The sequence below is a fragment of the Sporosarcina sp. Y352 genome (genome assembly GCF_056786535.1).
In genome coordinates this window covers 426,839-438,439 of the sequence record NZ_JBXCJE010000003.1, presented here as the reverse complement: position 1 = coordinate 438,439, position 11,601 = coordinate 426,839, and the positions used below count along the sequence as shown (strand labels likewise).

Here is an 11,601-nt window from a genome sequence, read left to right as displayed (position 1 = left end):
CCGGCACCACTTTTCGAGCCATTAGCTCAGTTGGTAGAGCATCTGACTTTTAATCAGAGGGTCGCAGGTTCGAATCCTGCATGGCTCACCATTTTATGACTGCCGTCATGATAGATATTGCGGGTGTGGTGGAACTGGCAGACACGCTAGACTTAGGATCTAGTGCCTTCGGGCGTGGGGGTTCGACTCCCTTCACCCGCACTTTAAATACGGAACTGGCAGACGCACAGGACTTAAAATCCTGCGGTAGGTGACTACCGTTTCGATTCTGGTTCTCGGCATAAATACTCAGTTATACTTATATGCGCTCGTAGCTCAATTGGATAGAGCACCTGACTACGGATCAGGAGGTTGTGGATTCGACTTCTGCCGGGCGCACCATCATTTTTTTTACAAATTATATATTACCGTTACTCATATTGTTATCGCGGGGTGGAGAAGTGGTATCTCGTCGGGCTCATAATCCGAAGGTCGCAGGTTCAAATCCTGCCCCCGCAACCAAATGGTCCCGTGGTGTAGCGGTTAACATGCCTGCCTGTCACGCAGGAGATCGCCGGTTCGATCCCGGTCGGGACCGCCATTTTTATTAGTATTATCATAGGGTTTAAGAAAAGCGAGAGCTTACTGTAAAACGAAGCCACCATTATTATGCGAGTGTAGTTTAGTGGTAAAACCTCAGCCTTCCAAGCTGATGATGAGGGTTCGATTCCCTTCACTCGCTTCAAAGAGGGCCTATAGCTCAGCTGGTTAGAGCGCACGCCTGATAAGCGTGAGGTCGGTGGTTCGAGTCCACTTAGGCCCACCATTCCGCAGTAGCTCAGTGGTAGAGCAATCGGCTGTTAACCGATCGGTCGTAGGTTCGAGTCCTACCTGCGGAGCCATTTTTTTGGGGAAGTACTCACTCGGCTCAAGAGGTGCCCCTGCTAAGGGCATAGATTGCGAAAGCGGTGCGAGGGTTTTCTCCGCCATATTTCTTCGGCCCCTTGGTCAAGCGGTTAAGACACCGCCCTTTCACGGCGGTATCACGGGTTCGAATCCCGTAGGGGTCATAATAAAAAGCAGCTTTACTAGTTCATTTAGAACTAGTAAAGCTGCTTTTCGTTTGCTTCGAGAATACTATATAGTCGGTACTAATAATCTAGAACTTGATCGAATAAAACCTTGAACGGCCATACGAATTTTTGTACCGAATCAAAGCTAACATATCCCCAAGTCCCTCAATCGTATGCTAAATTGCTAAATCTGAAGTAAATGGATTGAAATATCCCTCATTATTACATAAATATACTAGGTAAGGTTATCTCATTAAAACAGGACCTAGAAGAAAGTATTAAATAAAGAATGTAACCCCACTATGTCATTCTGATTATTTTGCTATGTGATTCTATTTTTGTTAATATTAATATATATCCAATCGTTTCTTTGTCACCTTTACCACCGGTGAAAGTCGTTACACTTTTGCATATGCAGAAGGAGATTCGGCACAAATGTTCAGCCTTCGTATACCTCATATAAAGGAGAAGTTAGGCAGACGTGTTACACGTCCGAAAATTACTTTGGCATGCCAGAAGAGGTACTTACGCATTTTGCTTGAACTATATTAAAGCCGATTTTTCCTATTCAGGAGATGTCGGTTTTTTTGCATTCAAAAAGGTACTGGGAGATGGAAGAGAAGCTATTGAAATCAGAAAAGAGGGTTATTTTAAAACGCATTTACTTAGCAATCGCTATGTATAAATGCGTTTTTCTATCTATATAAAATACAAAAATAGAAAGGGTTGTTAGATATGTCGATTAATCTTGATAATATGACGGCTGTTCAAAACCAGCAACAAGACGGTATTCTCGGTCATCTCATGTGCTTCTCGGTTGGCAAGCAATTAATCAAAATGGATGATTTGGAGAAAGCGCTTGTTCAATCAGGATTGCCTGTTGAATGGATACCGAATGCGATTCGTCCAGCCGATGCATTTCGAAGAAGTACTAAAGAGATAGAGACTAGAAAATCTACTGGGCACGCTGGAGTATTCGAGAACTATCTTATTCGCGAAGTGTTTTCGGACAATAGCCATGTGCAGCGGAACATTGTAGTGGAGACTGTGGATCAGGCTGGTAAACGTCTTAATTACAGCAGTAGAGCGGGAGTAATCACGCTAGATAAGCACAATAGTTCTCTAAGATTTATAACGGAGAACGAAATTGCAAAAGAGCTGTGCTATGAAGCGGAACGAAATTTTAATATTTATAGAAACCATTATTCAACCCAACAAATAAGAGTAATGGTTAATAAAATCTTACAGTCTTTAGCACCCACGCCAGTACGCCAAAATGGGGGAATTTACTTTGTCCCAGATTCACATACGGATGGGTTGAATCTGCTTGTAAGCTTCACGTCCTCTCTTGAGAACTATCGTAATTACAAAGGCATTGTCACCAATGAAGCAGATTTACTAGAAAATAAAATCATGACAATCCGAGCTGCGGTTTCAAAAATGGTTGCGAATCTCTAAAAATAGTGGAATGGAGAGATTAAAATGACTGAGTTTTATCAAACAATAATGGGAAGAAAATTCTACGATAGAGATGTTGTCGATTGTGTGCAACATATTAAAAAGATTGCTTATCAGCTCGAACGTTCAAATGAATTAAAAGAACAGGAATTGCAGATGGAAATGCGTGAGCTTTCAATAAAAGAACAAGAATTGTTTATTCTTTCATCGAAATACTGAGGAGGATTCTTTATAGGGAAGTACGGTTGCAAAAGAAACCGGCTTCCTATTTTATTTAAACTAAAATTCAAAGGGGTTATTCAATATGACAAACACTAATTTTGCTAAATTAGAAGAAATTAAAAATGCACTAAATGCAAAGTTTTTCGAGCGTGAGCAAGAAGTTGAAGGAATTCTTGTCGCTCTAGTAAAGCTATTCTATGCCAGACAAATGAATTCGAAGAAGAGTATTTGAAGTTGTAAAATACATTAAGATGCATAATGTTGTCAGTGCAAGAATAATGGGTAACTCAACTTGAAAAAGTAAGTCTTTATAACATTTTTTGGTCTGAAAAGTTTATACACATATTATACACATTGAATAGACGAAAGGTTGGTGTATATGGGTTTAAATGCTCTTAAAAACGTCCTCCTGGGACATAATTTGAAAAGTAGATTCAATAAGAAACACCTGAGACGTTGTTTATTCAATGTTTCAGGTGTTTTTGATTTTGTTGAGAATCAGTTTTGATTTGAAATTTTTTGAAAAGCAACTACACAAATTTCATAAACGACAAGTGATTAGTTTGTTCCGACGCTATGCTTTTGAAAGGAATAACGATTGATATACTGATTATGTTGTTTATAAAGTTGGAAATATTATTTCCTATCAATCATAATGGATGTAATTCAAAATTGGGACTGATTGTCATGGAAATGGTAAGATTCTTGTTTTATGTTTAAAGGATATTAGTGATGTTTCTATTGAGCACCGGCACATTACAGGAAAGAGGTGAACAACCTTGTATCATCACACTAAGAATAAGGGAGATTAAAAGCCCAGGTCGATTTACACCAAAAGGGCTATATGATATTGATACCCCATACTGAACATTCCCCATTTGATCTTGTCGTTTATAAAGATGGTTATTTCAAAAGAGTTCAAGTCAAGTATAGGGAGTTAACTTCTAGAGGGATTCTAGAAGTCAGATTTCGTTCATCTTATTGCAACACAAAAGGTATTGTTACATCAGTTGTCGAAAAAAACGAAATTGATGTGTATTGCGTTTATTGTCCAGAAACCGATGAATGCTATTACTTTGACCCTAAACTATTTGATAAGTCATTAAGCTTGAGAGTAGCGGCACCGAAGAATAATCAGGAGTACAACGTAAAGTTTGCAAAAGATTATCGTGAAGTTCCTAGTGTTTAGCCAAGACATCAATCGGGGGGATGAATCCCTCCGATGACATTTTAAAGATGTATAAAAGATATGAAATAAGTCTATTTAGTAAATAGGGTTAAAGAACAAGATGCGGTTTTACTTTTTCTTCTCTAAATGTACAAACACAATTTTTAAAAAAACAATAGAGTATCTTTGACTAATTAAAATATCCTTTACCCTTTCAATTGAGTGGAGGATTTTTTATTATGACGAAAAAGACAGGATTATTTAGTTAGTGTTGTTACCGTTTGACTGTTACCGAAATCGAGAGTAATGGACAGGCTACACTGAGTTAGATTCGCAAATAATCAATCTTCAATGTTACCAGACAAGGTGAGAGAAGTTCACAGGGAATTACTTATCAGTTTGAATAGAGGTTCTACATTTATCTCATGAAAAGTTATATAATACAGGTGAAAGAATATAAGTAGAGAGAAGGGGCGAGGCATATGTTGAAAAAATTTGCTTCAGATGCGTTAGGCTTGTCGGATATCGGTAAAATCATAGGTCCAGAAGATTATGATAAAACGGATGCGGATGATTATATTCGAAATGAAGAGAATGAAAAGATTTATTTTTTAATCAAGACAAAAATGGATGAATATTGCTTTACGAACATTGCATTTATTCACGTCGATGGAGAGAAAGCTATATCTTCGAAGCGCTTGCTAAAACGCTATTCGTATTCGCAATATCAAATTACCGATGTGTTTTTGGAAACGGCGGGAAAAGTGGATTTGGATGTTGAAATCAAGTTCACCTTAGGTAATCAATCGTTCAGCATTGACGTTGATAAAAAGCAACTTGCCCAATTGATTGATCTGTACAAAGCATTATCTTATATTTCGGAAAAAGTCCACGACAACAATATCCTGTTAGAGTTAGCGAATGGAAGTCTTGATAAAGCTGTAACAGTGTTGCATAACGCACGACTGTCTGATATCCAGCTAGCCGACCAGTATAAACAATTGACCGAGTTTGGTTTCTCCTGGTTAACGGCTGCCCGTGACCAATACCGAATTAAAGACTTTGGTGATGTGTTTGAGAAATATATTAACAATTAACTTATAAGCTAGCAGTGCATTTTATTCTTTAGAAAAGTGTGGGGTCCTTCTGATTTGTAAATCTACACTTTGAAAAGTTTTTGCCTTCAACAGGAAAGGTCCCAAGTTCCAAAACAACCCCGGAAACAGGTAAATTAGATGTGCTAGTAAAGGATACTATTACTGCATAAATCACGCTAAATGAGGAGATTTTTCGCATAGATTGTTTCCAGAAAAATTAAAAGGCATTTGGGAATAAGCGCATTCCCAAATGCCTTTTACATTAAGATTGTGTTTCTTATTGCAAGAAGTCCTCAGTCGAAGTTACAGCACAATACATACCGTTAAGTGCACCGACAAACGCGTAATGAACCTGTTCAGCTGGAACGTCTTTACCATCATAAGATAAGTCTGTCGTCGCACATGCATCTTCAATAAGTGTCGTCTCGAAGCCTAGATCCACTGCCGCTCTGACTGTCGCATCAATACACATATGCGTCATCATTCCTACCACGACTACCTTGGTTACGCCATTTTCTCTTAATTTGTTTTCCAAATCAGTCTGTAAAAAGCTGTTAGGGAAATGTTTGATGATAATGCTTTCGTTTTCCAAAGGTTGAACAGTTTCATGTATTGCAGCACCGTCCGTATCCGGAAGGAAGAATCCTAAAGCAGGATCAGCTGCGATATGCTGAACATGAAAAATATTCTCTTTATTGTTCTGCCTAAACCATCCAAGAACTTTAGCAGCATTAGCCGCGGCTTTATCTGGATTAACTAATTCCATCTTTCCATTTGGGAAATAGTCATTTTGAATATCTACAATAATTAGCGCTGTGCTCATTATTTCTCCACCTCATTTAAAGTATTTTGGTCCACTTTAATCATATCTCGTATATTGTTTTTTATCGATAGGTTGGCGAAACACTTTCAGCTCAAAAAAATTCACGGTGAAAGAAATGTATTATGGAACTTGATAACATTGAATTTCAGATCCTACGGTTACTATCCGATAATTCACGTATCCAATGGTAAGACTTAGGCGAACAAATTCATATGACGGGACAAGTAGTAGGGAATCGTATAAAAAACTTGAAGATAGTGGCGTAATTATAGCCTTCTCTCTACAAGTCGATGAAATGAAAGTGGGACTCACTTATACAGCGTTTATCATTATATTTATGAAAACAGCAAACCATGATGCGTTTATACGATTAATGAATGATTGCAAAGAGGTAGTGGAAGTTCACCGCGTATCGGGAGAAGGCTGTTACCATATAAAAGTCAAATTGAACTCTCAAGAACAATTGAATCTCTTTCTAGATAAAATTCTTGAGTATGGGAATAATAGTGTACATTTATCGATACAAGAGATTAAACAACAAAATTCTTTGACTGCTACATGATAAAATGGTTACGACCAATGATTTGAATATAAAATTTTTAAGTAGGTTTAATTGAGGTGAGGCTTCATTAATTTTGTACTTGAAATAACAAACGCGATGACAAGCACAACTGCGGCAAATACATACGGTATATCGATGTTGATATCAAATAAAATACCGCCAATAATTGGTCCTATTATGATACCTAAGCTAGTGTAAGCAGAGTTCATACCCGCAATATACCCCTGGTTTTCCCCAGCGATTTTTGACAAAAAGGATGTCACAGCAGGGCGTAAAATATCACCAGAGAAAAATACAATGCTCGTAATGACAATCATCGTCCAGTAACCATCTATTAAAATCGTAATAAAGATAAAAATAGCAGAAGATAGTAAGGTTAAATTAATCAGCATTCGTTCCCCAATTACTCTGACCAGCTTATCAAAGAATAAAATTTGAGCGACAACCCCAGCTATTGAACCGATTGTAATAATAAATGAAATATCACGGACCGTAAAGCCAAACTTTTCATCGACGAATAAGCTAAACATCATTTCATAAACGGCCAGTCCAAACGCTAGTACGAACACGATCAGTAGTGGTGTGAAGTACTGTGGCTGAAAAGATTTTTTAAACTCCTGAATAAACGCTGGTCGTACAGCGGATGCACGATTTTTTTGTAGCTGCTCTGTTGAAATTGAATCGTCCATTACAAGGGCGATAACAATGGCAGTAATCGATGATATGGCAGCAGCGACGAAGAACGGTGCGCGTATCCCAAACTCCGCAATAAATCCGCCAATTCCTGGACCAATTATAAATCCTAAACTAATCGCAGCCGATTGGTAGCCTAACACTTTTGCACGATTTGTTAGCGTCGTTTTATCGGCAATATACGTAACAACAGCTGGCATAATGAAAGCGGCACCTACACCGCCAAGTAGACGGCTTACAAATAATAGCCATGTTTCATTTGAAAAGCCAAACAGTGCCTCTGAAAATGAAAATAACAAAAGACCGATGACCATCATTTTTTTACGGCCGATTGAATCGACCCATACACCTGTAAAAGGGGAAGCGAGAAACTGTGCAAAGGCCATCGCAGCGAACAAGTATCCGACAACGGCACCACTTAAACTTAAATCCTTCGCAATCGATGGCATAACTGGTGCGGCAAGTCCCATCCCGACAAAAGCAATAAATAAACTAGATAATGCAAGTGCAATAGACACTTTCTCTTTTCGATTCATAATTGATTTCCTCTAATTAATTGTCAAACAATTCACGGTCCTATTTGTCGGAGGATGAAATGGATGCATTTACTTTCTTCATTGTTTGTAATACATTTTGCAATTGTTCTAAATCGATGTCAGCGAAGTGCTTCGTCATAAATTCATCATCTGCTTCTCTACTTAATGTCTGATAAGCGAGACCTTTTTCTGCAAACCCGATGAAGTACTCGCGATGATTATTTGGATTGGCCTCACGTTTGATAAAATTTAGTGCTTCGAGCTTCGATAATACTAGGCTCACAGCACTTTTCGAAATCGCAAATTTCTTGGCGATTTCATTGTACAATAGATAATTTAAATAATATTCACTAAAAACGACAGTCAATTCTTTAAACATTTTTTGATAATTTGAATGCATAATATCCTCCATCTTCTTCAGTTAAGTAAACTGAACTTAACTGAAGAAATGTATATTATATGTTAACGCCTTTTTTGTCAACAGTTTTTTCATTTCACAAAGAACGTTTAGACGGTACATTTGGTTTTATGAAAAATATAAGAAGAGCTTGTTATACACCAAAAGACAATGGAAATAATTCGAAGAAAAAATGGTTCCAATCATCAAATACGGATGATTGCAACCATTTTTTCTTTGAATCTTCAGGATCAAATCAACCATGCAATATACCTGAAGTTTCTCTCTTTTATATTTCCTTATTATGATCTCCCCATTGGCACATTATCTGGATAATAGGCCAGAGCGTGTGCCCCTTTTCAGTCAGGCTATATTCCACCTTTGGAGGGATTTGTGGATATTCTTCACGATGGACTATACCATCACTTACCATTTCCTTTAGTGTAGAACTGAGCGTTTTATATGTTATTTTACCCATCATACGCTGAAGTTCATTATAACGCACTACACCGTTTTTTGATAAGTTGTAAATAATTAGTAGCTTCCATTTGCCGTTAATAATAGAAAGTGTGTAACCGAAAGAGGTCTCTTCATTGTCAGCAACATTCATTTTGGAATTTTTCATTTTACACTATCCTTCTGGATAGTATGCGTCGTAAAAGTGCATACTATTTTTTAGTTTGTATCCACTATATAATATATTTAGGTTCAAGTAAAGGTGTGCTTTACAATCAAAACAGATATTGCGCATCTGAGACTTTACGATTTGTTGTTGAGCGGGGGGCAATATATGCGTGAATGTTTTCAACTGCAATGTATAAATCTATAGGAGGACAAATATAGTATGTTAACACAACAATATCAAGACCATTTAGTGACACTACTTCAGAAAATCGAAGAAGCTGAGGCGGTTGTGGTTGGTGGCGCTGCTGGGATGTCTGCTGCCGCCGGGTACAACTGGTATCAGACAGATGAAATCTTTCTGAAATATTTTAGTGAATTTGCAGATAAGTATGGGATTGAAAATATTTTTTATGGTTTTTATCACCGTTTTGAGACAAGAGAAGAACGCTGGGCTTATATTGCTACTTTAAACAAGTTTGTATATGATGCCGAAGCGGGTAAGCCCTACCTTGATTTATTGCAACTGCTTCAAGATAAAAACTATTTCGTCCTTACAACGAATCAAGACACTCAGTTTTCAAAGGTTTTTCCCGGAGAGAAGGTCTCTGCGATTCAAGGGGATTGGCGTTATTATCAATGTAGCAACCGTTGCCACGATCATGTTTATTTCAATAAAAAGCAAGTTGAAGAAATGTACGCAAACATAGAGGGAACTAAAATTCCCACAGAGTTGATTCCTACTTGTCCAGAATGTGGGGAGGATATGGAACCATGGGTACGATCTCGTGTTTTTCTAGAAGGAAGCCTTTTCAGAAGCGAATTAATGAAATTCCAAGCATTCCTTATGAAAAACAAATATAAAAAAATCCTATTCCTGGAATTAGGCGTAGGAACGATGACGCCGATGTTTATTAAAGAGCCATTTTGGGAGATGACTCATAGTTTGCCGAATGCATACTATATCAGCATCAATCCTAAAGATGCGGTGGTTCCTAGAGAGATAAGCGAAAAAGGACTCGCAATTAACGAAGATATTGCCCAAGTGCTTGAAGATGCCCTGAACGAGAAGGCGAAAGTAGCTCAATAATAGGAAAGCGAAAAATACTAAGGAGGACAAAAAAATATGTTATCACAACAATATCAAGACAACATAGAAACATTACTAAACAAAATCCAAGAAGCTGAGGCAATTGTGGTAGGTGGCGCTGCTGGAATGTCTGAGGCTATTGGACACACTAGTTTTTATCATACTGATGAAAATTTCCTGAAGCATTTTGGAGGATTTGCAGATAAATATGGGATTGAAAACCTTTTTATGGGCTATCATTTCCGTTATCCTACAAGTGAAGAACGGTGGGCTTTTCTTGCGACTGAAATCAAATTATTACATGATGCCGAAGCTGGTCGCCCCTACCTTGATTTATTGCAACTACTTCAAGACAAAGACTATTTCATTGTTACAACGAATCAAGACGCACAGTTTCCCAAGACTTTCCCTGAAGAGAAAGTTTCCCCAATTCAAGGGGATTTGCGTTATTTTCAATGTGGGACCCGTTGCCATGATCAAATTTATTTTAATAAAGAGCAAGTTGAGAACATGTATGCAAACATAGAGGGAACCAGAATTCCGACTGAGTTAATTCCAGTATGTCCAAAATGCGGGCAGGAAATGGAACCATGGGTGCGCTCTTATGTATTTCTGGAAGGAAGCTCTTACAGAGATGAATTAAGAAAATACAATGAGTATCTTATCGAAAACAAAGATAAAAAGATTCTCTTTCTGGAATTAGGCGTCGGAACAATGACACCAATGTTTATTAAAGAGCCGTTTTGGGATATGACTTATAGTTTTCCGGACGCCTACTACATTACAATTAATCCTAAAGATGCGATCGTTCCTCGAGAGTTAATTGGAAAAGGACTTGCCATTAAAGAAGATATTGCTCATGTCTTACAAGATACTTTGAGCGGGAAGGAAAAAAGAGATTCGGATATTGGATAAGTACTCGGCAATCTGGCTTCTCATTACGCGAATTCATTAAGTAAAATATATTCATCGAAATTTCAGAAATAATGGAGGTTCATATGGGAGAGAACTATCAAGACATTTTAAGCAAAATCAAGAATGCTGACAGCATCGTAATTGGCGCAAGTAACGGCCTCGCCATTTCGGGAGGTACTAATATTTTTTCAGAGGATTCGTTCTTTCTGGAACATTTTGGCGATTTCCGTAATAAATATGGTTTTCGTAGCATCCTACAAGGAGCTTTTTATCCATATTCATCAGAGGAAGAGAAGTGGGCATTTTTTAGCCGTATGTACGCCTACTTTTTAAACAACAAGGAAGCTAGTCCTGTTGTAAAGAACCTTTATGAATTGGTGAAGGATAAAAATTATTTTGTAGTTACCTCAAATACAGATTCTCATTTTACATTGGCAGGATTTCCAAAGGAACGCCTTTTTGAAATAGAGGGCAATTGTCGGTATTTGCAATGTTCTCATGTTTGCCATAATCAAATTTACCCAGGTGACGAAATATTGAATGAAATGGCCCGAAACCAAGAAAATGGGAAAGTTCCTTCAAGCCTTATTCCTAAATGTCTAGAATGTGGTGGCCCAATGCAAGTACATGTCGAAGTCGATCGCAATTTTCTAAGAGGTGAGGCATGGCAAGCTAGCTTTCAGGCTTATCAGGATTTTATCGATAATGCTCATGGCAAAAAAATAGTCTTACTGGAATTAGGCGTAGGTGCAAGAAATCAATTGATTAAAGCTCCATTTATGAATATAGCTAACTCGGAAGAAAATGCTACTTATATTACCCTGAATAAAGGAAGCGAGCTTTATATACCAAATGCAATTGCAGCTAAGTCTATTGGTGTCGACGGCGATATTGCGGAAGTGTTAGAGCAATTAGTTCAGATGAAATAAGCTAATTTGCCTTAGTAGTAAACAGAGGGGGAATGAAT

General features: G+C 37.8%; 13 protein-coding genes, 9 tRNA genes and 1 pseudogene. 19 read left to right on the top strand and 4 right to left on the bottom strand.

The window, feature by feature from the left end; genetic code table 11:
* The first annotated feature begins 15 nt into the window (after nucleotides 1-15).
* The 15 genes and pseudogenes from AC1TO6_RS07675 to AC1TO6_RS07605 all read left to right on the top strand — a co-directional run bounded on the left by AC1TO6_RS07675 (nucleotide 16) and on the right by AC1TO6_RS07605 (nucleotide 4,997).
* Nucleotides 16-91 (top strand) — tRNA-Lys (locus tag AC1TO6_RS07675).
* Between the two features lie 28 nt (nucleotides 92-119).
* Nucleotides 120-201, top strand: a tRNA-Leu gene (locus AC1TO6_RS07670).
* A 103-nt stretch (nucleotides 202-304) separates the two neighbouring features.
* A tRNA-Arg gene (locus AC1TO6_RS07665) sits at nucleotides 305-381 on the top strand.
* Between the two features lie 45 nt (nucleotides 382-426).
* Nucleotides 427-501 (top strand) — tRNA-Met (locus AC1TO6_RS07660).
* A 3-nt stretch (nucleotides 502-504) separates the two neighbouring features.
* Nucleotides 505-580: transfer RNA gene (locus tag AC1TO6_RS07655), tRNA-Asp, on the top strand.
* Nucleotides 581-650: 70 nt separating this feature from the next.
* Nucleotides 651-721 (top strand) — tRNA-Gly (locus AC1TO6_RS07650).
* Nucleotides 722-728: 7 nt separating this feature from the next.
* Nucleotides 729-805, top strand: a tRNA-Ile gene (locus AC1TO6_RS07645).
* A 1-nt stretch (nucleotide 806) separates the two neighbouring features.
* Nucleotides 807-881 (top strand) — tRNA-Asn (locus AC1TO6_RS07640).
* Nucleotides 882-977: 96 nt separating this feature from the next.
* Nucleotides 978-1,049 (top strand) — tRNA-Glu (locus AC1TO6_RS07635).
* A gap of 484 nt (nucleotides 1,050-1,533) precedes the next feature.
* The gene (locus AC1TO6_RS07630) at nucleotides 1,534-1,737 is read left to right on the top strand and encodes a hypothetical protein (protein WP_482100998.1); all 204 of its coding nucleotides are present in this window, start codon (nucleotides 1,534-1,536) and stop codon (nucleotides 1,735-1,737) included.
* A 50-nt stretch (nucleotides 1,738-1,787) separates the two neighbouring features.
* Nucleotides 1,788-2,510: a DUF6744 family protein gene (locus tag AC1TO6_RS07625; protein ID WP_482100997.1), complete on the top strand. Its 723-nt coding sequence runs from the start codon at nucleotides 1,788-1,790 to the stop codon at nucleotides 2,508-2,510.
* A 24-nt stretch (nucleotides 2,511-2,534) separates the two neighbouring features.
* Entirely contained in the window at nucleotides 2,535-2,729 is a 195-nt protein-coding gene (locus AC1TO6_RS07620; RefSeq protein WP_482100996.1) for a hypothetical protein, read from the top strand.
* An 85-nt stretch (nucleotides 2,730-2,814) separates the two neighbouring features.
* Nucleotides 2,815-2,964: a hypothetical protein gene (locus AC1TO6_RS07615; protein ID WP_482100995.1), complete on the top strand. Its 150-nt coding sequence runs from the start codon at nucleotides 2,815-2,817 to the stop codon at nucleotides 2,962-2,964.
* 547 nt (nucleotides 2,965-3,511) lie between these two features.
* A pseudogene (locus AC1TO6_RS07610) lies at nucleotides 3,512-3,921 on the top strand (group I intron-associated PD-(D/E)XK endonuclease).
* A gap of 461 nt (nucleotides 3,922-4,382) precedes the next feature.
* A complete protein-coding gene (locus tag AC1TO6_RS07605) occupies nucleotides 4,383-4,997 on the top strand; it encodes a PH domain-containing protein (protein WP_482100994.1) in 615 nt (204 codons plus the stop codon).
* A gap of 277 nt (nucleotides 4,998-5,274) precedes the next feature.
* Here AC1TO6_RS07605 and AC1TO6_RS07600 read toward each other — a convergent pair whose 3' ends face one another.
* Nucleotides 5,275-5,820, bottom strand: coding sequence for a cysteine hydrolase family protein (locus AC1TO6_RS07600; RefSeq protein WP_482100993.1), 546 nt, complete (start codon nucleotides 5,818-5,820; stop codon nucleotides 5,275-5,277).
* Nucleotides 5,821-6,004: 184 nt separating this feature from the next.
* Between AC1TO6_RS07600 and AC1TO6_RS07595 the strand changes: the two genes are divergently transcribed.
* Nucleotides 6,005-6,382 (top strand): Lrp/AsnC family transcriptional regulator, encoded by a 378-nt coding sequence (locus AC1TO6_RS07595; protein WP_482100992.1) that lies wholly within the window; start codon nucleotides 6,005-6,007, stop codon nucleotides 6,380-6,382.
* A 47-nt stretch (nucleotides 6,383-6,429) separates the two neighbouring features.
* On the opposite strand, the gene AC1TO6_RS07590 is transcribed toward AC1TO6_RS07595, so the two are convergent.
* The 3 genes from AC1TO6_RS07590 to AC1TO6_RS07580 all read right to left on the bottom strand — a co-directional run bounded on the left by AC1TO6_RS07590 (nucleotide 6,430) and on the right by AC1TO6_RS07580 (nucleotide 8,633).
* Complete coding sequence (locus AC1TO6_RS07590; RefSeq protein WP_482100991.1) at nucleotides 6,430-7,611, bottom strand: MFS transporter; 1,182 nt, start codon at nucleotides 7,609-7,611, stop codon at nucleotides 6,430-6,432.
* Between the two features lie 40 nt (nucleotides 7,612-7,651).
* Nucleotides 7,652-8,011, bottom strand: coding sequence for a MarR family winged helix-turn-helix transcriptional regulator (locus tag AC1TO6_RS07585; RefSeq protein ID WP_482100990.1), 360 nt, complete (start codon nucleotides 8,009-8,011; stop codon nucleotides 7,652-7,654).
* A gap of 286 nt (nucleotides 8,012-8,297) precedes the next feature.
* A complete protein-coding gene (locus AC1TO6_RS07580; RefSeq protein WP_482100989.1) occupies nucleotides 8,298-8,633 on the bottom strand; it encodes a winged helix-turn-helix transcriptional regulator in 336 nt (111 codons plus the stop codon).
* Between the two features lie 219 nt (nucleotides 8,634-8,852).
* On the opposite strand from AC1TO6_RS07580, the gene AC1TO6_RS07575 reads away from it, so the two are divergent.
* From AC1TO6_RS07575 to AC1TO6_RS07565, 3 genes are all read left to right on the top strand, one after another.
* Entirely contained in the window at nucleotides 8,853-9,719 is an 867-nt protein-coding gene (locus tag AC1TO6_RS07575) for an SIR2 family NAD-dependent protein deacylase (protein WP_482100988.1), read from the top strand.
* A gap of 36 nt (nucleotides 9,720-9,755) precedes the next feature.
* A complete protein-coding gene (locus AC1TO6_RS07570; RefSeq protein ID WP_482100987.1) occupies nucleotides 9,756-10,634 on the top strand; it encodes an SIR2 family NAD-dependent protein deacylase in 879 nt (292 codons plus the stop codon).
* Nucleotides 10,635-10,717: 83 nt separating this feature from the next.
* The gene (locus AC1TO6_RS07565) at nucleotides 10,718-11,563 is read left to right on the top strand and encodes an SIR2 family NAD-dependent protein deacylase (protein ID WP_482100986.1); all 846 of its coding nucleotides are present in this window, start codon (nucleotides 10,718-10,720) and stop codon (nucleotides 11,561-11,563) included.
* Nucleotides 11,564-11,601 lie beyond the last annotated feature (38 nt).